Raw genomic sequence first — 21,219 nt, 5'->3', positions numbered from 1 at the left:
ATCAAAAAACTAGCATTAAGAGATTGTTTCAGATAAAATTCAAGGTTTGGCACATTTGTCACAACCAGCTTCTTTCTTTGATTTAAAGAAATACTTCTTCACTAAATAAGCCAAAGCTGCTAAAACGATTACACCAACTAATATTTCCTGCCACATATTACGATAGAATTTGATAGACCAACAGCGCAGACACATACGCCAGAGCCGTCATGTACACTGTCTGAATCAACGGCCATTTCCAACCATTGGTTTCCCGATACACTACGGCAAGAGTACTCATACATTGCATAGCAAATGCATAGAATACCATAAGCGAAAATGCCGTGGCTTTATTATAGACTTTGTCCCCAGTGGCTGGGTTGATTTGCTGATTGAGTTTTTCCCTAATCGTCAATTCATCTTCGGTGTCTGACCCTATACTGTAGATGGTAGCAATAGTCGATACGAACACTTCTCGGGCGGCAAATGATGCGATCAATGCAATTCCGATTTTCCAATCGTATCCCAAAGGACGAATAGCAGGCTCAATCGCCCTTCCCATGATCCCTATAAAGGAGTTCTCAAGTAGTAGGGAGGATGTTTCGTTTGCTATTATGGGGACTTCCTCAGGGGACGCTTGGGCTAATTTCACTTCACTTTCAGCGCGGATGGCATCCATTTTTTCTGGAGGACCATAAGATGCCAGAACCCAGAGAATCACCGAAATCGCCAAGATTACTTTACCTGCTTCCAATACAAATGTTCTGGATTTGTTATACATAGTGAGCAATACGTCCAGCCATCGAGGAGCACGATATGGCGGTAGCTCGACCATAAGGAAACTTTTCTCTTTGGTTTGTAGAATGTTTTTCAAGAGCAATGCGGTGAACAATACCCCGATTACTCCTAATAAATAAAGCGAAAGCAATGCAAGTGCTTGGAGGTTCACAACACCCAAGATTCGCTCATTTGGCACTACTAACCCAATGAGAATAACATAGACTGGCAGACGTGCAGAGCAACTCATCAGAGGAGTCACCATAATCGTGATGATTTTTTCCTTCCAGTTTCCAATATTCCGGGCGGCCATGATTCCTGGGATGGCACATGCTACACCTGATACGAGTGGCACAATACTTTTACCATGAAGGCCGAAGGGACGCATCCAGCGATCCATCAGGAATACGACTCTGGACATGTATCCAGTGTCTTCTAGGATAGCAAGAAATCCAAAAAGCATAGCAATCTGAGGAATAAAAATCACTATTCCTCCGATGCCAGGAATAAGGCCTTCGGTAATCAGACTAGAAAGAGGGCCTTCCGGCAAAAGGGTTGAAACTGAACCCGCAAGCTCAGCAAAGAAACCATCTATCAGATCCATTGGGACTGCAGCCCAAGCAAAAATCGCCTGAAAAATGATGAGGAGAATTCCCCCGAAAATAAGATACCCGAAAACCGGGTGAAGGAAGACTTTGTCAACTCCAGACTCTTTTTTTACATCCTGGGTTTTTACAACAGCTTTTTCAACGATCTTGGTAATGATTCTGTATCGAATCTTGGTCTCTTCAAGCTGGGCTTTTTCTAAGTTAAAATTTCCTTCAGCTAGTTTTGCCTTTATCCAATTCCTGTTTTCTACAGTAATAGTTTTATCTTTTTCACCAAACCGTAGCATTTGATATGCCTGGTAGGAATTAGAAAAGTTGAACTTATCTTTCACTTCAGCGAGTAAAGTGCCCGGAACGACCTCTTCTATATTGATAAAAGATGATTTTTTGCTGAAATTTTGCTGATGAATTAACTCTCGAATTTGATCTAATCCCTTTTCTCCTCTGGCATCCGTACTCAAAATAGGCACTTCAAGTGCTTTGAATATTTCGAAGCTTTTGATCGTGATGTTCTTTCTAGTGGCAATATCTGCCATGTTGAGAACCAAGGCCAGATTAAGACCTAAGTCTATCAGTTGAGTAGCTAAGAAAAGACCACGGGAAAGTTGGCAAGAATCAATGACCATTAAGACAAAATCCGGTCTTTCCTCTATGCTCAGTTGGTTCAATACACGATGCGCGATGATTTCGTCTTCGGAATTTGGATAGAGACTATAGGTGCCCGGAAGGTCTATAATCTCATAACTGCTTCCCTGGTATTGCATCCACCCAATCTTTTTATCGACGGTTACTCCAGGATAATTGCCGATTTTTTGGTTCAGTCCTGTGAGTTGGTTGAAGATGGTCGATTTCCCAACGTTCGGATTTCCGATGATGGCTACTTTTGGTGATTTAACTTGAGAAGGAATTGTGGACTGCTTCATGAAATTCAGAGCAATTTTACTTCTATGAGCGAAGCTTCGGTTTTTCTTAAGGCAAGTATGGTTTCGTCAAGTTTGAATGCCATAGGACCGCCTAATGGTGCAGAATGATGGAGTGTTATCGTTTTCCCTGGCAAAAACCCAAGTTCCATCAAGTTGATTTTCAATGGAGAATCTAGGATTTCTTGGATAATTGCTGCCCGGGTGATAGGTATAGAATCAGCTGTTATCATCATTTGATTGTTTCGATCTTTTGACCGCGTGCAAAAATAGAATTATTTGGAATGAATCTAAAGAAAAATAAAGAAGATTTTTATCATGTTTTTAATTCAAGGAATTAGTTGATGGAAAGTTGGCCATGGTTCAGCCTGAATTCTTTGCCTTCCTGTCTGAATATATTGACGGTAAAATCGAGCAAAAACTCTTTTTTCTGAAATTCTTTGATTTGTTTACTCAGGCCTAATGACATCAGGTTGAAATCGAAAAAGACCCAGATTTACGCACGTGTTTTTAATCAGATTGATTACTTGTCTCACCATTTTGAGAAGTACTGATTCATGAATGGGTTTTTCGAGTAAATTTATTTATTTGTACGTGATATAAATCACTCGGACAAAAACCGTAGATTCTTAAATTCGCCATCTTTTTAATACAATATGACTACGGAAGAACTAAAAGAAGCATTCCCAAATTTTACTGACCCTGCCTTGCTAGCGCAAATTTTGGAGAAGGGCCAACTCATGAATTTGGAGGCTGGTAAAGTGCTAATGGAGCCAGGACAGTTTATAAAAATGGTACCAATAGTCCTAGATGGCTCTATCAAAATATCCCGGATGGACGATGAAGGAAGAGAGTTATTCCTGTATTTTTTGGATGCAGGAGAGACATGTGCTTTGTCATTGACCTGTTGCTCCTCATCAAAAGCCAGTGAGATTAAAGCAGTGGTGGAGGAAGATGCCAAGATTATCGCCATACCTATTTCAGCTATTGACCAATTTTCTAATGAGTTTAAGCAATGGAAGGATTTTGTGGCCAACACCTATCAGGACCGTTTTCAGGAAATACTGGTGGCGCTGGATGCTGTGGCCTTCAAGCGAATGGACGAACGATTGATGAGGTACATTGTGACTAAAATGAAGCAGCTAAAGTCTAATGAACTGCGTACCACACATCAGGAAATCGCAAACGAACTAACTACTTCCAGAGAAGTGGTGTCCCGACTTTTGAAGCAATTGGAAAGAAAGAAATGGATCGAACTGGGAAGAAATGTGATCTATATCCGGGATGATTTTGAGGAGTTGATCAGTAAATAATCATGGCATTACCAGCAGAGGGACTTTAGAGTGAAAAACCATTTGAATGGTTTGACTGCGGCTGAGCACTTGTTCCCAGAGGTTTTTGTGTTCATGACACATTACAAGAATTACTTTTTCATTTTCTTCTAAAAATTGGTCTAATCCTTCCACAGGAGTTTTAGCATAAAAAGTGTGGATTTTCACAGGTAATCCCGGATGATGTGTTGCTATGAAATCCTCTAATTTTTTGATTCCAGGTTCTTCCTCAAAGTCCGCAGCTGTTTGTACGTGGACGAATTCTATACCGCGTTCCCACCTTATACTCATATCTATGACCCAGTCGATGAACTTTTCTTCATGATTCGCAAATTCTAAGGCTAAGGCTACTTTTCTGATTTCAAAAGCATTTGATTCTGCCGGCACGACCAAAACAGGCACAGACGATTCTCTGATTAGATTGATGGTAGTGCTACCAATCAGGGCAATCTTAATACCACTTGCACCTTGTGTCCCCATTACGATCATGGTAGCATTCATGTCTCTTGCAATCCTTGCTACAGCTATGGAAGCTGTCCCCTCTTTGATAAGTGTAGTGAACTTTAGTTTGGAGGGCTGATATTTCTCCAACGTCTCTTGCATCAGGGATTCAGCATCTCGATGCATACTTTCCATGGCGATAGTAGCCTGCGAGGCAAAATCATAAACGGCTTCTATCACATGAACTAGGATTATTTCACCATCTTTTTTTCCGGCCAGGGCTATTCCAAACTCTAATGCATTCGTGGAATTGTCAGAAAAATCTATTGGGATAATTATTTTCATGGTCATGAATTTACTTATATTAATTTAGATAATTGTGGAGGAATACGGGAGGGATTTTATAGCTATGCGCTGAATTAATTTACAACTATAAGCTTCTTGATTTTCTTAAAATATTTCCTGAGCATTATTGCTATTTAAAACCAGTGTAACATTTGTCACTTCTTGCCTGGAGGATCACTGGTACTTTTGTCATATTAAATCTGAGAAATTTATAATGGAAATAATTGCATTAGTAGGGTATGTAGCGGCAGTAATCATAGGCATAAGTTTGGGACTTATCGGAGGTGGAGGATCTATTTTGACTGTGCCTGTACTCGTTTATATTTTGGGTATTGATCCTGTATTGGGTACGGCCTATTCACTTTTTGTGGTAGGAAGCACCTCGCTCGCTGGTTCAATCACCTATATGAGGAAGCAGCTGGTGGATTACAAGACAGCTTTAGTATTTGCTATACCATCCTTCATCGCAGTGTTTTTGACCAGGAAGTTTTTTGTCCTAGCTCTTCCTGATCCTTTATTTGAATTAGGAGGGGCGGAGATTACCAAGAGCATTGGTATCATGGTGTTCTTTGCCTTGATTATGCTGGCGGCATCTTATTCCATGATCAAAGGAAATGGTCAGGCTAGTGCCGACGAGGAAAGTGAAGTTAAATTTAATATTCCACTCATTGCAGCTGAGGGACTTGTGGTGGGATTGATTACAGGTTTGGTGGGCGCTGGTGGAGGATTTTTGATCATCCCCGCTCTTGTTCTTCTGGCTAAGCTTCCGATGAAAATGGCCGTGGGGACCTCTCTTTTGATTATTTCAGCCAAATCACTCATTGGGTTTTTAGGGGATGTGTCAACTCAAACAATTGATTGGAAATTGCTGTTGATTTTTACCGGATTATCGATAATAGGCATATTCATCGGAAGTGCCCTCTCTAAAAAAATAAACGAAAAGGCACTGAGAAAGGGATTTGGGTGGTTTGTGCTAATTATGGGTATTTACATTATTGCTACAGAACTAATGTCAATGTAAAAATTAATCCATCGTATTATTTTGAAAATTGCTCAACCTCGATACACCATAATATACCAAGTGAGCCATATCATCAAGGGAATATAATAGCCTACGAAAACAACGAGACCACATTCTGCAAAAGGTCTTCGACTGATCATATGAAATCCATATAGCCATACGATACCGTAGATTATCTCAAAGATATTGACAGTGGCGAAGGCGTAGTGATATTGGGGGGCTACATTTCCAGGATCTAGAAGTGAGAGCAATGAAAGCGCTCTAAATTCATCTATTTCAATATATGTCACTCCAGTAGATGGAGAAATGTAAACTAAAAGCCTAACCAGTTCTGGGAATATAAATACTACTTCTGCTATCAGTGCAAACTGCCATAATTCCTTATAGGGCACTTTGTAGCCCATCAGAAAGGCACCAAGCCAAAAAAGAAATGATATAACTGTGAATTTCCAAAGTAAGGCAAAAGGTGTCCAGAGATAGTTTAATGCATTGAAAATATGGAAAATCATGAAATCCCCTCTGGCTTCCAAATTGGTGTAATCAGGAATGGCTTCAAGAATCAAGGTATTGGTGAGATACCTGATCAGTAAAAACAAAAATACCAGTACCAAAAAATAAACCCGCTTATCGAAATCTATTAGTTCTTTCAGACGTTGTCCTTCAGGAGTTAAAGTTTTAGCCATTTTTAAGATGAATCTTGTCCAAATCTAAAATTTTGTTTGGGAATACCTCTAATTTTGAAATCTAAATAGTAAGAAATATATGCTAGCACGAATCGTAATGATTCTAGGTATTTGGTTGACTGGAGTTAGTCTCGCCCAAGCCCAGAGTGTAGAAGAAGATTCTATGCTTTTTGCCCCTTCAAAGTATCTGTTACTGGATAAAAGCCTGCAATTTAGGATCACCAAGGCGATCAACAGTCTGTATAATTTTGATTTCCCTACTGCTGAGCGAGATTTTGCAGTGCTTGCCATCCAATATCCAGATCATCCCTTGCCAGAGTTTTTGGTTGCCTTAGGATATTGGTGGAGAATCGAAGTAGATGTTAGCAATGAAAAGTATGATGTTACTTTTGTGAAATATTTAGATCGGGCAATCGATAAAGCCACAGTCATGTTTGAAGCCGATGAGACCAATAAGGAAGCAGCGTTCTTTTTGGCTGCGGGATATGGATTTCAAGCGCGCTTGTATTCTGAAAGAAAAAGCTGGACTAAAGCTGCCTGGGCAGGTAGAAATGCGCTGAAATACATGGATTTGAGTAGGGGAGAAGAGGAGTTTAACCCAGAGTTGCTTTTAGGAGATGCTTTATTTAATTACTTCTCCCAGTGGATACCAGAGAATTACCCACTTTTGAGACCCATCATGGCTCTTTTTCCAAAGGGGAGCAAGGCACTGGGCTTACAGCAACTCGAGCAAGTAGCTAACAATGCGTTCTATACCCGGGTGGAAGCGCAGTATTTTTTATTTAGACTTTATGCCTCTGAAGAGAAGGAGCCGTTCAAAGCATTACAGATTTCAGAGTATTTGCATTCTAAATTCCCCAATAACCCTTATTTCCATCGATCTTATGCCAGACATCTATATGCAGTGGGTCGATGGCCAGAAGCTGTAGAGCAATCAGAGGAGATTCTGGCACGCATTGAGGCAAAGCAGTCAGGCTATGAATCTAATAGTGGGAGGTATGCAGCATTTTTCATTGCCCAATTCAATGATCGTCTAGGGAATCGAGAGGAAGCCAAGAAGTTTTACCTCAAGACGCTATCCTATGGAGAGGAATCTGAATCACAAGAAAGTGGGTATTACCTACATTCTTTGTTGCAACTTGGAAAAATGGCAACTGCGGAAAAAAACAAAGCTTTGGCAAAGAAATACTTCAAGGAAGTGAAGAAATACGCAAAGCGAAAACATCCCGCTCATCAAGAAGCGAGAGAATTTGTCAAAAAGAATAAACTTTAATTGAAAATGTGACATTTTTAACCGTTATAACAGGAGATAATTTGAATTTTTTAAAGGAGGCAAGTGATTTTGAAAGGATTGCATCTATAAACATTAAGAAATATTAAGAAAATTTCGTATTTCCTCTTTAAAATTCTGATGAATGGTTTAAAACAATCCTCAATTATATTAACTTTGCACCATACAAAATTTTGTAAATGCACGAGATCATGGATCATAGCTTAAGAATAAAATTCGATAAAATTCGATAAAATTGATAGGAAGATTCTGGAAATCCTCCAAGCCAATGCCAAAATCACCAATGCCCAATTGTCAAAAGATATCGGACTTTCTCCAGCGCCTACATTAGAGCGAGTGAAGAAATTGGAGCAATCTGGAATCATAAAGAGTTATCACGCTAAGCTGGATCCGGAGAAGATTGGCCTTGGGGTTAGCACTTTTGTTTTGGTGAGCTTGATTGGACACAACAAAGGAAATATTGATGCCTTTATGAGGGAAATTAATATAATTCCTGAAGTAATTGAATGTCATCATATTACTGGTACCGGAGATTTTATCTTGAAAATTATAGCTAAGGATATTACCTCATATCAGAATTTGATGCTCGAAAAAGTATCCGAAATCAAGGAAGTTGATTCCATGCAATCCATGGTTATTTTATCTACTTTCAAGGATTCTAAAGTAATGCCGATCCCTGCTTAATCAGCCTTAATTAAATTCTATTGGGTGGCGTAAGTCACCCTTTTTTTTTGAACAAATGGAACAAAATCCCTGGAAAACCAAGAAGATTAATCCGATTTACGAAAATCCTTGGATTAAAGTAGAGCACCATGAGATCATTAACCCTGCTGGCAACGATGGTATTTATGGCAAAGTGCATTTTAAAAATAGAGCATTGGGAATAATTCCTATTGACAAGGACGGCAATACCTGGCTTATTGGTCAGTTCCGCTATACGTTGGATGAATATACATGGGAAATCCCAATGGGAGGTGGATACATTGAGAAGGGTATGCTTGAAAGTGCGAAGCGTGAATTAAAAGAAGAAACTGGTTTGATTGCAGAGAAATGGACTGAAATAATGAAAATCCATACCTCAAACTCAGTGACCGACGAGGTTGGGTTTGTGTATTTAGCCGAAGAATTACGTCAGGGAGAAACTGAATTTGAGGAAACTGAAGTACTTAAAATAAAGAAATTGCCTTTTGCTGAAGTCCTGGAAATGGTAATGAATGGTGAGATCACTGATGGAATCAGTGTAGCGGGAATTCTCAAGACTGCCAGGATCTTAAATTTATGACATGACGATTAAGAATCATTTTAATATAACCTTCAATCTGGCCTTCCCCGTAGTCTTGAGCCAATTAGGTCAAGTGTCTGTAGGGGTAGCGGATAGCATGATGGTAGGTAGGTTGGGTGCAGTACCCTTAGCAGCAGCCTCTTTAGGAAATAGCATATTTTTTGTGTTACTGATGTTTGGAATGGGGATTTCAATGGGAATCACTCCTTTGGTTTCTGTTGCAGATGGCAAAGGGAAATTCAAGAGAATAGGTCATCTTTTTCAGCATGGACTATGGATCAATATAGCTACTGCATTGCTGCTGACAGTGGTGATTATTAGTTTGTCACAAGGACTATATTTCTTAAATCAGCCGGAAGAGGTGGTAACACTTACGATTCCTTACCTTTTTATAATCACTGCATCTCTTTTTCCTTTTATGATTTTCCAATCATTTAAGCAATTGGCTGAGGGTATATCGCAAACAAAGCAGGCGATGTATGTCACCATATTTTGTAATCTAGTCAATGTGTTTCTTAACTGGGTACTGATCTACGGGCATCTTGGTGCACCAGAAATGGGACTGAATGGAGCCGGACTGGCTACGTTAATTTCCAGAATAATGATGCCTTTCATGATGGGCTGGTACGTAATGCACTCTCAAAGGTATAGCATATACAAGCTACAGTTGGGACTAGGTAAGCTGAGATTTTTACTGTTGAATAGGATCTTGAAAATCGGTGTACCTACTGGTTTTCAATATATTTTTGAGGTAAGTGCCTTCAGCGCTGCCGCTATTATGATGGGCTGGATAGGTGTCAATGCACTCGCAGCTCACCAGATTGCAATTAATCTGGCATCGATTAGTTATATGATGGTGTCGGGGTTGAGCACTGCTGGCATGATACGCGTAAGTAATCAGATCGGTAAGAATAATTTTAAGGCCATGCGGGAAGCTGGCATGGTGGTTTTTGGGATGGCTCTGGTTTTTATGGCGATTACAGGATTGCTATTCATTGTGATGAGAGCCTATCTACCTACACTCTATATAGAAAATGAGGAGGTAGTAGCATTAGCAGCTTCCTTGCTGATTATTGCAGGAATGTTTCAACTTTCAGATGGTATTCAGGTGGCAGGATTAGGTGTGCTTCGAGGTCTGGAGGATGTTAAATTCCCGACAGTGATCACGCTGGTGGCGTATTGGGTAATAGGGCTACCGCTGGGCTATTTTCTGGCATTTGAGCTTGAAATGGCTGAAAAAGGCATCTGGTATGGATTATTGATTGGATTGAGCATTACCGCTGTGGTCTTATTTTATAGATTTAATAAGCTGAGCAAAAGAATGATTGCTGCAAATTCCCCTACCGTCACTGCCTAAGTATTCTGAACCCTAATACTTCTTCCAATTTCTGTTTTGTATCCAGTCAAAATGAATCCTAATATGATCAAAAAGCTATCAGAAGGAGTTTTACTCAATTCCACGAGTTAATAAGCATCTTGGATATTGATTATGTCATTTCTAAAATCCGTTTTTCTCTTTTGATGAAAAGTAAAAAAATGAATGCCATTCCTGCCATGCCGGCACTGCTAAGGAATACCAGCCTAAAGTTCTCGGGGTTATTTGCAAAAAGAAATCCTGAAACCAAAGCACCTATGCCTATCCCAGCTTCCAGGGCTATGTACATCGTAGCTAAAGCACGTCCTCGAAACTGATCCAATGATAAATCTACCACCCAAGCAGCAGTGGTAGGACTATACATCCCGACTGCACAGCCGAAGAGAACACCAGATCCCAATAAAGCAAATTTACTTTCTGCAAAAGCGATTAAGATCATGGCAAAAACAAGGGTTACACTTGCTGCCCGCATTACGGGTATTCTTCCATAGCGGTCGGAAGTTTTACCTGCTAAAAGTCTAATCCCTAAGGAAGAGAGCGTAAAGACTCCAAAGAAAAGTCCTTTATTCTCGATTCCCAGATGGGTGGAGAAATCTGGAATAATTGTCAACACCACACCAAAAGAAAAAACACAGAGAAAAAGTATTCCAGAGGGTATCAGGACTCTTCTTTCTATAATTTCATCTTTTGTCAATTGAAACATTTTCCAAGAAATCCGCTCTCTGTTTGGTAGCGTTTCTTTGAGTTTAAGTAGAATCAGAATAGAAAATATTGCTGTAAAGGCTGATACATAGAAAACAGTAGCTATAGAGAAGAATGTGGCTAGCCATCCGCCTATTGCTGGTCCGGCTGCCATTCCCATAGATCCAAATAGCGAAAATAAGCCCATCGCTTCGCCGCGCTTTTGATAAGGGACAATATCTGCAACATAAGCTGAAGCACCAGTAGGAGTAAAGCCGGTAGAAAAGCCATGAGCAAACCGTAGAAATAAGAATCCGCCTACAAAGCTCATTAGGGGGTAAAGCATTCCAACTACAAAACAAACACTTGCCCCAATCATCATCACAGGAATTCTTCCGATTTTGTCAGCAAGCTTGCCACTGAAAGGTCTTGAGAGTCCAGCTGATAGTGTAAATAAAGCGATGATAAATCCTTTGTAATCTTCTCCGCCTAGCGATGTCAGGTACGCTGGTAGCTCTGGGATAATCATATTGAAAGAAGAGAAAAACAGAAATGAGCTCAAACAGAGAAGGGAGAAATCTACTGTGAAAAAAGTGGAGTTTGTTTTCATCTTTACACTGACATGGAAAAAGGCCAGGATATTAACCCTGGCCTCATGTATTAGTCTTTGCTTATCTGCTCTTCACTTTGCGCCAGCAGGAAAGCTTTCATAAACTCATTTAATCCTCCATCCAGCACATGCTGGGTGTCTGAAGTTTCATGTCCAGTCCTGTTGTCTTTTACCAGCTTGTAGGGATGGAGCACATAGTTTCGGATCTGTGAACCAAAATCTACACGCATCTTGGAGGATTCTATCTTTGCGATTTCTGCATTTCTCTTTTCCAATTCCATCTGAAACAAGCGTGATTTAAGCATCTGCATGGCCTTTTCCCGGTTGGCAAGTTGAGAACGCTCAATCTGACAAACCACCACGATTCCGGTTGGCTTGTGTGTCAATTGAACTTTGGTCTCTACCTTATTCACGTTCTGTCCGCCTGCACCACCCGATCTAGATGTATGCAATTCCACATCTGCAGGATTGATTTCGATTTCAATCGAATCATCTACTTCCGGGTATGCGTACACAGAGGCAAAAGATGTGTGTCTTCTTCCTCCTGAATCAAATGGAGAGATTCGAACTAAGCGGTGAACACCCGTTTCGGATTTTAAAAATCCATAAGCGAGCGGGCCTTCAAATTCCAAAGTACAGGATTTGATACCGGCTACTTCCCCGGGCTGCAGATCCACTTCCGTTACTTTGTAACCGTTTTTCTCTCCCCACATGATATACATTCTCATGAGAATTGAGGCCCAGTCATTGCTTTCTGTTCCTCCGGCACCTGGGTTGATTTCTAATACTGCATTAAGCTGGTCCTCTTCCGAAGAGAGCATTTTCTTAAGTTCTAGCTCTTGTACTTCAGCCTCAGCTTTAGTGAACTCAGCTTTGATTTCTTCTTCAGAAACCTCGCCTGCGCTATAGAACTCATATAATACCTCGAGATCCTCGATGAGCTTATTGAGTGATTCAAATGAACTCGTCCAAGCTTTTCGGGCTTGAATCTGCTTCATGCTTTTTTCTGCCTCTTCTGGGTTATTCCAAAAGTCAGGCTGGGCCGATACGGCCTCTAGGTCTTCTATTTCTGCAATCTTACGATCGTAGTCAAAGATACCTCCTCAAAGCCGATGTGCGGGCTTTCAAGTCTTTCAGTTGTTCTGAAGTCATCTGTCTAGGTTAAAATTTAGGCTGCAAAAGTCCGAAATAATATCTGTTTATACCAGTAATCTTCCATTAATCCATCCGCATTTGAATCAGCTGGATTTTATTTCGCCCTGTATTTTTAAATGTTTTGTACCGCCAAGGAAGCATAGCTAGGCCAGTTCCCAATAATACACCGGATGTAAGTCCAACTCCACTACTGATTGAGAATGCGTTGTCGTGGTAAATGCTATTGATGGATTCAGCTCCAAGTAATATGATTCCGGCACTCAGGGTTAAGACGTTGAGTGCTCTCAAGGTCCCATTTCTACGGTCTTTATCTCGGATATCTATTTCGGTAATAGTCTCAGGAGAAAGGATGTTTTCGCTGAGGTAAATGAAATTTTGATCAATGCTATGAATCACATCGGTGACGAAAAAATCAATTTTTGTGCTTTTGTAGGTAATAGTCTGGCCTGGGTAATACCGGATTTGGGATTTTTGCTTTATGCCTCTTTTAAGAAGAATGAAATCTGTTCCTTGGGCTAATGAGGATAGAGATGCAGTAAAAAGCAGAAAAATAACTACTAGGTTTTTCATTTCTCTAATTAAAAACAAATTGAGGAAAAATCATGTGTGATTTTATAGAATTATAGTCCGAAGCAAAAGTTTTTCAGGTGGTTTTCAGTAGGAACGTTTTAATCTCAAACCCTTTTGTTTCTGTAGAGACTTTATTTACGATAAAATTGTCTTAATTGAAAAAAACCTTCTACATTTGGAATATTAATACTTAGAGATGTTTTCAAAAGCCTGTGAATACGGAATCAAAGCCATCATCTATATCGCCTCTCAGTCTATACTCGAAAGACGGGTAAAAATAGGTGAGGTGGTGGCACATATAGATTCGCCTGTGGCTTTCACTGCCAAAATCGTAGGAGCATTAGTTAAGGAAAATATAGTTCAATCTGTCACAGGCCCGTATGGAGGATTTTACATAGATCGGTATCGCATGGATCAGATCAAGATGAGTGACATCGTCATAGCGATAGATGGTGATTCTGTATTTAACGGCTGTGGTCTAGGGCTGAAAGAATGTGATGCAGAACAGCCCTGCCCGATGCATTCCAAATTTGTAAAAGTCAGAGCTGATCTAAAGGATATGCTGAATTCCACTTCCATTTTGGAACTAGCGGAAGGTCTAAAATCTGGAAAATCTATTTTAATGAGATGAAAAAAAATTTAATTCTATTTACGATAAAAAGGTCTGAAAAAAGAGTTTCCTTATCTATTTTTCTTGTTTGTCTGGCTCATGTGCCACTTTTGGCACAGCCAACACCCAACCCAAGTATAGAAAATTGGCTTGCCAGCCCGGGAATAATAGGTTCTCTAATATTGATTGCACTAGTGTTGATGATTGCAATTTTGATCATAGTAAAGCGAGCATCTTCAATCATGGATTTTTTTCAGCAGAAAAATGAAAGAATTTCTGCTAGAAAGCTGAGAGAAGAGCTTTATACGCTTGAGGATGAAGGGATAGATGAAGTTCTTGAAGAACGAAAAGCGGCTAATGTATATAAGCTGACAGGAAATGAGCTATACAAAGGCGGAGGTGCAGTTGACCGTAAAGGAATAGTTTCGACTTACACCCATGATCCGGAAAATCCGCTGGTAGATGAGAAGAAGCGTTCTCGAACTATTTTACAAATCCCTGTTGCGTTAAAAAAATTGGTAGTATGGTACTTGGGCGCAGCTATTTTTTGGTTGGTTTTCGGGACTACTGTTGGTCAATATTTGGGGATGAAATTTATGTGGCCTGATCTAGACCATGTGTCTTTTCTTTCATTTGGTAGATTAAGACCTGTTCATACCAACACTGTGTTTTGGGGATGGGCATCTTTGGCAATGATAGGCTTAGGGTATTTTGTAATAGCAAAAACCTCCAATACCAAAATTTATAATTATACAATTGCCTGGATCACTTGGACACTGATCAACCTGACTTTATTGATAGGCAATATTTGTTTGGTTTTGGGGATCAACAATGGAGGAGGAGAGTACCGGGAATACATCTGGCCAGTAATGGCCCTATTTGCCATTGGGTTGATTCTGACATTCTATAATTTCTTTAAGACTATTCAACTTAGAAAAATTGAAGAAATCTACATTTCCAACTGGTATATTCTAGGTGCCCTTATCTGGACTATCGTCTTAGCGGTAATTGGATACTTACCATGGTATCAAAATGGATTGGGAGAGACCGTAGTGCAAGGCTATTACATGCATCAAGGTGTTGGAATGTGGTTTATGACTTTTACACTCGGCTTAGTCTATTATTATCTGCCGTCCTCACTGAATAAACCAATCTATTCTTATTCTCTTGGTGTTTTAGCATTTTGGACTCAGATGCTGTTTTATACCATGATCGGTACTCACCACTTTGTGTTTAGCCCACTTCCATGGTGGTTGCAGACGGTGGCGATAGTTTTCAGTGCTGGAATGTTCATTCCTGTGGTGGCAGGTACTACGAATTTTCTGATGACCATGCGGGGAAGCTGGAATGAGATCTCTAAGAGTTATGTGTTGCCTTTCTTCTTGGTCGGCGTGGTATTCTATTTTGTAGGATCTACTCAAGGAAGTTTGCAAGCATTCCGTTTTACTAATTTCGTATGGCACTTCACAGACTTTAATGTGGCTCACTCACACATGACGATGTATGGCATTATTACATTTTTGCTGTGGGCTTGTATCTATGCTTTACTACCGAAAATCACCGGATATGAACCCAAACAGCTTCTAGTGGGAGTTCATTTTTGGCTAGCCTTCGTGGGATTGTTTGCTTACATGATTTCATTGATGGCTGGAGGCACCCTTCGTGGTCTGAGCTGGATAGCTGGAGAAAGTTTTATAGAATCAGTGGTATTGATGCAGCCTTTTTGGGTATGGCGTGCGATAGGGGGTACGCTAATGTTCATTTCCCATTTGGTCTTTGCTTATAATTTCTATGAAATGGTAAAGCAAAGAAAGGGATCACCTAAACCTGTGGTAATTCCTGTTAAATCCACACTTGATAACGTATAAGTCATGTTTAATTTCCATAAAAATTTAAATAGTCTAGTACTGACAGCCTTTCTAGTTTTTCTAGGCCTGAGTATGTTGGTGGCAGTGATGCCAGCTTTTCAGCTACAGAAAACTGAACCACTTCCATCTATGCCTAAGCCTACCGCAGACGAATTGGAAGGTTTAAAGATTTATGTTGGAGAAAATTGCTTGGCATGCCATACCCAGCAAGTAAGAAATATTGAAATGGATCAAATCTGGGGAGATAGACCATCTATTCCTTCAGATTACTACTACAGTAAGCAGCGAATGAATGTTTGGCAACAGTCACCTTCTGTATTGGGAAGCGAACGAACTGGCCCGGACTTGACCAATGTTGGGCAAAGACAACCTGGAAAAGATTGGCACCTAATGCACCTATACAATCCACGGATAGTCGTGAACGAATCTATCATGCCTGCTTATCCATGGATGTTTGAGGAGAAGGCTCCAGATCAAGTAAAAGAAACCGATTTACTCGTATCAGTACCTGCGGAATATTTGAGCCATCCTGACAATAAAATCGTGGCTACGAAAAAAGTAATGCAATTGGTAGCTTATCTCCAATCCTTAAAGCAGCCTAAAATACCTGGAATGGATGCCGCAGCTTTCATACCATCGTCTAAGAAAAAAGGTATAATTAGTTCTTCTTCAGATGGAGAAGCGGTGCTTCCAGATGGATTAATGCTTTATGCTCAGACTTGCGCTGCATGTCATCAAGCAAATGGGCAAGGACTACCTGGGGCATTCCCGCCTATTGCTGGATCGGAGATTGTCAACGACGACGATCCGGAAACTCTCATAAGAATCGTATTGCAAGGATATGATGCAAGACCAGAATTTGGGGCTATGCCTCCTTTCGCAGATCAACTTTCGGATGAAGATATTGCAGCAATTATTAGCCATGAACGAAGTAGCTGGGGGAATACTGCTAAAAATGTAACTTCTGATGAAGTGAAAAAAATCAGAGAAATCGTAAAACAATCAAGCAATTAGGATCATGAAAATAAATAGAATATATCTTTCAATCCTGTTTGTAGTGCTATCTACAGGAGCTTCTATAGCATGTGAAGTGTGTAAAAGTAAGCAGCCTAAAGGGTTTGCAGATATCACACATGGATCAGGTCCGGGGGGAAATCTTGACTATATGATAGTGTGGGGTGCTGCAATCATTGTGACTATAACATTAGTCTTAAGTTTAAAATTTCTGATCAAGCCTCAAGAAAACCGACCTGATCATATTAAAAATAGCATCCTAGATCATTTATAAATCATGGAAGACAAGAGAAGCATTAGAATTTTCCTAGACGAGGATCCAATACCATTTGCGGAGTTTTCACCGCCAGTGAAGTTTGTCTTCGATTCTACTAAAATACCTGACGGAAAACATGAATTAAAAATTGTGGCAGTTTCCTCAAATGGAAAGGAAGGTATTAAACACATACCTTTTGAGGTTCGGAATGGGCCTTCTATCTCAGTCATTGGATTAAACCCAAATGAAGTAGTCAATGAACAAATATCTATCACTGTCAATGCCTATGGTAGTGAAAGAAGTGATTTGTTCATAGTGACAGGCTCTGAAAACCCCAAAGGAATACCTGCTTGGATATGGGCTCTGGTATTATCCTTTGTCGGATTTGCACTCTTCTATCTTATCATGTATCTCAGACCGGATTTTTACAAATCATTTGTCTAGAACTTCATAAGATATGATCGTTGTCAGAAACCCCATATCACTTATATGTACTTTCCTTTGGATAGGATTTGTATGTGCGATCAGTTTCATGGAGGCCTGGATGAAGTTCAGAGCTCCAGGAATTACTTTGCCGCTAGGATTAGGAATAGGCAGACTTGTTTTTGATGCACTCAATAAGGTAGAGTGGGTGTTTGCGATAGCGATCTTGGTGAGCAGAATCTTTGTAAAAGAAAGATGGTTTAGCCCCAAAAGCTTTGCTTTTGCCATTCCCATACTGCTATTGATTATTCAGACTTTCTGGACTTTACCTGCGCTGGATGCCTTGGCAGAAATGATTATACATGTACATGATTTACCACCTTCTAATCTCCACATCTACTACGTAGCTATGGAAGTCATAAAAATAATAACACTTACACTATTTGGAATTTCTCACTTCAAAACTTTAAAATCATGATTCTTACAGAACAATCTATTATCGGTGAATTAGTGGCTCAGGATTATCGCTATGCTACTGTATTTCAGAAAAACAAAATTGATTTTTGCTGCCAAGGCGATAGAACAATTCAGCAAGCTTGTGACAAAAAAAATGTGAAAATCGATGCCTTATTGGATGAATTAAGCCAAACGGACAAGGTAAATGACATAGCTTCCACGGATTTTAATTCTTGGCCGCTTGATTTACTGGCTGATTATATTGAGAAAAAGCACCATCGATACGTAGAGTCCCGAATTACTGAGATCAAACCAATGCTTGCTAAAATCGTCAAGGTTCACGGAGAGCTACACCCAGAATTATTTGAAGTCGAGGAGCTATTCCTAGAGTCAGCCGGAGAACTCACTGCGCATATGAAAAAAGAGGAGTTCGTCTTGTTTCCTTTTGTCAAAAAGTTAGTATATGCTTCTGAAGGAAAAGGCGAACTGACTCCCGGCCACCTTGGCTCTGTAGCCAATCCAGTAGCCATGATGATGGATGATCATGCTGTAGAAGGGGAGCGATTTAGAAAAATTGCTGAATTGACAGGTGATTATACTCCACCGAAGGGTGCATGTACTACTTATATGGTTACCTTTTCCTTGCTGAAGGAATTTGAGCAGGATTTGCATTTGCATATCCACCTGGAGAATAATATTTTATTCCCTAAAGCGATTGAATTAGAAAAATCCCTGGTATATGCCTAATCAACCAATAAAGAGACATTTAGCACTTCAGCCTTTGAGCCGTGATCATCATCACGGCTTATTATTCTGCTGGAAGATCAGATCTGGAGTGAAGCGCGGCATTGAGGTAAGCAGAATGCAAGCTCATGCGATTTGGTTCTGGAATACACATTTAGTTTCGCATTTTGCAGAAGAAGAAGGAGTTGTATTTCCCATTTTGGGCGCGGAAAATGAACTGATCCGGCAGGCACTTGCCGAACATGCCGAATTGAAAAAGCTGTTTGCTCAAGAGGAAATGGACTATGAATTTCTGAATTATCTTCAGGTAGCTCTAGAAAAACACATTCGATTTGAAGAGCGTATTCTTTTCAACCAAATCCAAGAAGTGGCTGATCCTGATCAATTGGTAGCTGTAAAACAGCATATTGAAGCCGAGGAGGAGGAATTGGAATGGGAAGATGACTATTGGAACTGGAAGAAAGTGGACACGGAGTAAAACCTCCAGTTTACTGATTTTGATCTTTGTGGATATGAAATCGAGCATGACTAAAGCGTCACACACTGGGATGATTATAAGACTTGCGAGATTCCATCCCGTTTCCTTCGTCACGGGACAGGTTATGGCCTTTGAACAACACTTATAATCACATGAAATGGGGATGTGAATTCAGTTCTGGTGAAAAGTTCAACTTTTTAACCCGCATTATGCATTAGAAAATCCACTACGGCTTCAAACCACCTCAAAATCAGTCGCTATGCTTTACTTTTCGCTCTCACCGTAGCGGCGCTACGACTCGATCTCCAAAGTGACTGATTTTCTTATAGTTTAAACCCTCGCTACGAATCCTAATGCATAGGCCGGGTTAAAATTCCAATTGACTTTGCCCAAGTTTGGCAATATCGCTGAGAAGAGACTATCAATTCTATCTCCTTTTGGGGTTGCTCTAATTGGTTTTCATGAAGGCATGGTAATCGAATGAATGTTGCCGGGTGGACTGAAAAAACTTAAAATACTTAGTGTCCATGCACCCGCTAATACAGCATAAAAAAGGCTGCCCATTCGCAATGGACAGCCTTTTTCACCTAAATAAATGAAGGTTTTTTAAATTGAAATGATCCATTCATGCGGATCAGCTATTTCACCATACTTTATTCCATCCAATTCGGCGAGAACTCTATAGGAGAATGCCTCAGTGGATTTCTGAGGTAGCATGTAGTCTTTACCATTGACGTTGATTCGCTGTACTTGAGCGATAGTGGCAGCGGTTCCGGTACCAAAAGCTTCTTCCAGCGTCCCTTCATTCAGGGCTGTTTCCAGTTCTAATACAGTAAGGAATCTTTCTACCAGAGGTTCATTCCAGTCCTTAGCCAATTGAATGACAGAGTCTCTGGTGATACCTTTCAGGATTGTTCCTGTATCAGTAGGAGCTGTAATAAGCGTACCATTTATTTTGAACATGACATTCATAGTACCGCTTTCTTCTATTTTGCTGTGGGACTTTCCATCAGTCCATAGGAGCTGATCATAGCCTTCTTTTTGTGCTTTCAAGGCAGGGTATAGCGAAGCGGCATAATTACCAGCAGTTTTTGCCGCACCTGTTCCCCCTTCAGTTGCGCGGGTAAAAGTGGTTTCTACTTTTACACTTACCGGTTTGTTGTAATAGCTTCCTACCGGACAAGTGAATATGATAAATTTGTATGTCTCTGAAGGTTTTACGCCTATGTAATCGTCTGTAGCAAACATGTAAGGTCGCACATAAAGAGATGCTCCTTTAGCAGTAGGCACCCAGTCTCTGTCCAAGTCGAGTAATTGAGTCATACCTTCCATGAAAATCTCTTCTGGAAGATAGGGCATACACATCCTTTCTGCTGATTTATTCAACCTTCTCCAATTTGCATCTGCGCGAAAGACAATGACCTTTCCATTATCATTTTTATAGGCTTTCAATCCTTCAAAAATTGATTGGCCATAGTGAAGTGTCGCGTTGGCTGGATTTAGGCTAAGTGGTGCATATGGCTCAATTCTTAGATCAGTCCATTCACCATTTTTGAAATCTGCCACAAACATGTGGTCGCTGATTGTACGTCCAAAAACTAGGTTGGAAAAATCTGTGTCCGGTAATCTAGAGTTCTCCACTTTAGTTATCGGTAGGGCAAGTTGTGTCTTCATTGGTTTTGCCTTTAAGCTGGCTGAGCCAGGTAGCTAATTATTATTTTCTGGGATTCCAGGTTACTTCATCTACTTTAAGTTCATGAGCCATCATTCGGCCAAGTACAAAAAGAAAGTCTGAGAGGCGATTTAAATATTGAATGACTAATTCAGAAACAAGTTCTAAAGAAGCTAGTTCAACTGCTATCCGCTCAGCACGACGACAGACTGTACGTGCAAGATGGCAAAATGAAACGGATTGATGACCTCCTGGCAGTATAAAAGATGTGAGAGGAGGGAGCAATGCTTGCATTTGATCTATTTTCTGCTCTAGTATCTCTATATCCTCATGATGCAAATCCGGCTTTTTCACCCTGTCTTTACCGGGAGCCGAAGCTAGGTCTGCACCGAGTGTAAATAATCTATCCTGAATTTCCTTTAATAAATCAGTTCTACTTTCATTTACGGCTTGATCTCGAAGTAGGCCAATGTATGAGTTGAGTTCATCCACAGTGCCATAAGCATCTATTCGCAAGTTAGATTTGGGAACACGCCCCCCGCCTAATAATGAGGTAGTTCCTTGATCGCCTGTTTTCGTATAGATTTTCATCTTTTTGTCCTTGATTCTCTCGGGACAAAAATAAGAAT

General features: G+C 40.3%; 23 protein-coding genes. 13 read left to right on the top strand and 10 right to left on the bottom strand.

Annotated elements, in window-relative coordinates:
- Positions 1-39 precede the first annotated feature (39 nt).
- Genes U3A58_RS21815 through U3A58_RS09525 form a run of 3 tightly spaced genes read right to left on the bottom strand, consistent with a single transcriptional unit; the run spans position 40 to position 2,520 of the window.
- Positions 40-156 (bottom strand): FeoB-associated Cys-rich membrane protein, encoded by a 117-nt coding sequence (locus U3A58_RS21815; RefSeq protein ID WP_416377296.1) that lies wholly within the window; start codon positions 154-156, stop codon positions 40-42.
- A 1-nt stretch (position 157) separates the two neighbouring features.
- Positions 158-2,287 (bottom strand): ferrous iron transport protein B, encoded by a 2,130-nt coding sequence (gene feoB, locus U3A58_RS09530; protein WP_323823190.1) that lies wholly within the window; start codon positions 2,285-2,287, stop codon positions 158-160.
- A gap of 5 nt (positions 2,288-2,292) precedes the next feature.
- Complete coding sequence (locus U3A58_RS09525; protein WP_323823189.1) at positions 2,293-2,520, bottom strand: FeoA family protein; 228 nt, start codon at positions 2,518-2,520, stop codon at positions 2,293-2,295.
- Between the two features lie 420 nt (positions 2,521-2,940).
- Between U3A58_RS09525 and U3A58_RS09520 the strand changes: the two genes are divergently transcribed.
- Positions 2,941-3,597 carry a Crp/Fnr family transcriptional regulator gene (locus U3A58_RS09520; protein ID WP_323823188.1) on the top strand — a complete coding sequence of 219 codons (657 nt, stop codon included), beginning with the start codon at positions 2,941-2,943 and terminating at the stop codon, positions 3,595-3,597.
- Here U3A58_RS09520 and U3A58_RS09515 read toward each other — a convergent pair whose 3' ends face one another.
- Positions 3,598-4,401, bottom strand: coding sequence for a universal stress protein (locus tag U3A58_RS09515; protein WP_323823187.1), 804 nt, complete (start codon positions 4,399-4,401; stop codon positions 3,598-3,600).
- A gap of 214 nt (positions 4,402-4,615) precedes the next feature.
- Here U3A58_RS09515 and U3A58_RS09510 point away from each other — a divergent pair, with 214 nt between their 5' ends.
- A complete protein-coding gene (locus tag U3A58_RS09510) occupies positions 4,616-5,422 on the top strand; it encodes a sulfite exporter TauE/SafE family protein (protein WP_323823186.1) in 807 nt (268 codons plus the stop codon).
- A 32-nt stretch (positions 5,423-5,454) separates the two neighbouring features.
- On the opposite strand, the gene U3A58_RS09505 is transcribed toward U3A58_RS09510, so the two are convergent.
- On the bottom strand, positions 5,455-6,105 hold the full coding sequence (locus U3A58_RS09505; RefSeq protein WP_323823185.1) for a sulfate ABC transporter permease: 651 nt from the start codon (positions 6,103-6,105) through the stop codon (positions 5,455-5,457).
- A gap of 79 nt (positions 6,106-6,184) precedes the next feature.
- Here U3A58_RS09505 and U3A58_RS09500 point away from each other — a divergent pair, with 79 nt between their 5' ends.
- The 4 genes from U3A58_RS09500 to U3A58_RS09485 all read left to right on the top strand — a co-directional run bounded on the left by U3A58_RS09500 (position 6,185) and on the right by U3A58_RS09485 (position 10,035).
- Positions 6,185-7,378, top strand: coding sequence for a tetratricopeptide repeat protein (locus U3A58_RS09500; RefSeq protein ID WP_323823184.1), 1,194 nt, complete (start codon positions 6,185-6,187; stop codon positions 7,376-7,378).
- Positions 7,379-7,615: 237 nt separating this feature from the next.
- Positions 7,616-8,080 carry an Lrp/AsnC family transcriptional regulator gene (locus tag U3A58_RS09495; RefSeq protein ID WP_323823274.1) on the top strand — a complete coding sequence of 155 codons (465 nt, stop codon included), beginning with the start codon at positions 7,616-7,618 and terminating at the stop codon, positions 8,078-8,080.
- Between the two features lie 55 nt (positions 8,081-8,135).
- Positions 8,136-8,678 carry an NUDIX hydrolase gene (locus U3A58_RS09490; protein ID WP_323823183.1) on the top strand — a complete coding sequence of 181 codons (543 nt, stop codon included), beginning with the start codon at positions 8,136-8,138 and terminating at the stop codon, positions 8,676-8,678.
- Position 8,679: 1 nt separating this feature from the next.
- Positions 8,680-10,035: an MATE family efflux transporter gene (locus tag U3A58_RS09485; protein WP_323823182.1), complete on the top strand. Its 1,356-nt coding sequence runs from the start codon at positions 8,680-8,682 to the stop codon at positions 10,033-10,035.
- Between the two features lie 130 nt (positions 10,036-10,165).
- Here U3A58_RS09485 and U3A58_RS09480 read toward each other — a convergent pair whose 3' ends face one another.
- From U3A58_RS09480 to U3A58_RS09470, 3 genes are all read right to left on the bottom strand, one after another.
- Positions 10,166-11,344, bottom strand: coding sequence for an MFS transporter (locus U3A58_RS09480; protein WP_323823181.1), 1,179 nt, complete (start codon positions 11,342-11,344; stop codon positions 10,166-10,168).
- A 50-nt stretch (positions 11,345-11,394) separates the two neighbouring features.
- Positions 11,395-12,496, bottom strand: a protein-coding gene (gene prfB / locus U3A58_RS09475) for a peptide chain release factor 2 (protein ID WP_323823180.1) whose coding sequence is annotated in 2 segments (ribosomal slippage) — positions 11,395-12,435 and positions 12,437-12,496 — 1,101 coding nt in all. Because the reading frame shifts where the segments join, the coding sequence is not laid out codon by codon here.
- A 66-nt stretch (positions 12,497-12,562) separates the two neighbouring features.
- Positions 12,563-13,069 (bottom strand): hypothetical protein, encoded by a 507-nt coding sequence (locus tag U3A58_RS09470; protein WP_323823179.1) that lies wholly within the window; start codon positions 13,067-13,069, stop codon positions 12,563-12,565.
- A 196-nt stretch (positions 13,070-13,265) separates the two neighbouring features.
- On the opposite strand from U3A58_RS09470, the gene U3A58_RS09465 reads away from it, so the two are divergent.
- The 7 genes from U3A58_RS09465 to U3A58_RS09435 all read left to right on the top strand — a co-directional run bounded on the left by U3A58_RS09465 (position 13,266) and on the right by U3A58_RS09435 (position 18,918).
- Positions 13,266-13,700 carry an RrF2 family transcriptional regulator gene (locus tag U3A58_RS09465; protein WP_323823178.1) on the top strand — a complete coding sequence of 145 codons (435 nt, stop codon included), beginning with the start codon at positions 13,266-13,268 and terminating at the stop codon, positions 13,698-13,700.
- Complete coding sequence (locus tag U3A58_RS09460) at positions 13,697-15,547, top strand: cbb3-type cytochrome c oxidase subunit I (protein ID WP_323823177.1); 1,851 nt, start codon at positions 13,697-13,699, stop codon at positions 15,545-15,547. The genes U3A58_RS09465 and U3A58_RS09460 overlap by 4 nt, the downstream gene beginning before the upstream one ends.
- Positions 15,548-15,550: 3 nt before the next feature.
- The gene (locus tag U3A58_RS09455) at positions 15,551-16,561 is read left to right on the top strand and encodes a cbb3-type cytochrome c oxidase subunit II (RefSeq protein ID WP_323823176.1); all 1,011 of its coding nucleotides are present in this window, start codon (positions 15,551-15,553) and stop codon (positions 16,559-16,561) included.
- A gap of 277 nt (positions 16,562-16,838) precedes the next feature.
- A complete protein-coding gene (locus U3A58_RS09450) occupies positions 16,839-17,261 on the top strand; it encodes a cytochrome C (protein WP_323823175.1) in 423 nt (140 codons plus the stop codon).
- A 13-nt stretch (positions 17,262-17,274) separates the two neighbouring features.
- Positions 17,275-17,718: a hypothetical protein gene (locus U3A58_RS09445; RefSeq protein ID WP_323823174.1), complete on the top strand. Its 444-nt coding sequence runs from the start codon at positions 17,275-17,277 to the stop codon at positions 17,716-17,718.
- Positions 17,715-18,443, top strand: a complete 729-nt coding sequence (ric, locus tag U3A58_RS09440) for an iron-sulfur cluster repair di-iron protein (RefSeq protein WP_323823173.1) — start codon at positions 17,715-17,717, stop codon at positions 18,441-18,443. The genes U3A58_RS09445 and ric overlap by 4 nt, the downstream gene beginning before the upstream one ends.
- Positions 18,436-18,918: a hemerythrin domain-containing protein gene (locus tag U3A58_RS09435; RefSeq protein ID WP_323823172.1), complete on the top strand. Its 483-nt coding sequence runs from the start codon at positions 18,436-18,438 to the stop codon at positions 18,916-18,918. Before ric ends, U3A58_RS09435 begins: the two co-directional genes overlap by 8 nt.
- A 606-nt stretch (positions 18,919-19,524) precedes the next feature.
- Here the strand turns inward: U3A58_RS09435 and U3A58_RS09430 are convergent.
- A complete protein-coding gene (locus tag U3A58_RS09430; protein ID WP_323823171.1) occupies positions 19,525-20,592 on the bottom strand; it encodes a branched-chain amino acid aminotransferase in 1,068 nt (355 codons plus the stop codon).
- A 40-nt stretch (positions 20,593-20,632) separates the two neighbouring features.
- A complete protein-coding gene (locus U3A58_RS09425; RefSeq protein WP_323823170.1) occupies positions 20,633-21,181 on the bottom strand; it encodes a cob(I)yrinic acid a,c-diamide adenosyltransferase in 549 nt (182 codons plus the stop codon).
- Between the last annotated feature and the right edge of the window lie 38 nt (positions 21,182-21,219).

The organism is Algoriphagus persicinus, assembly GCF_035156415.1.
GTDB lineage: Bacteria > Bacteroidota > Bacteroidia > Cytophagales > Cyclobacteriaceae > Algoriphagus > Algoriphagus persicinus.
The sequence above is the reverse complement of the archived record's forward strand: the minus strand, read 5'-3'. Positions and strand labels throughout refer to the sequence as shown.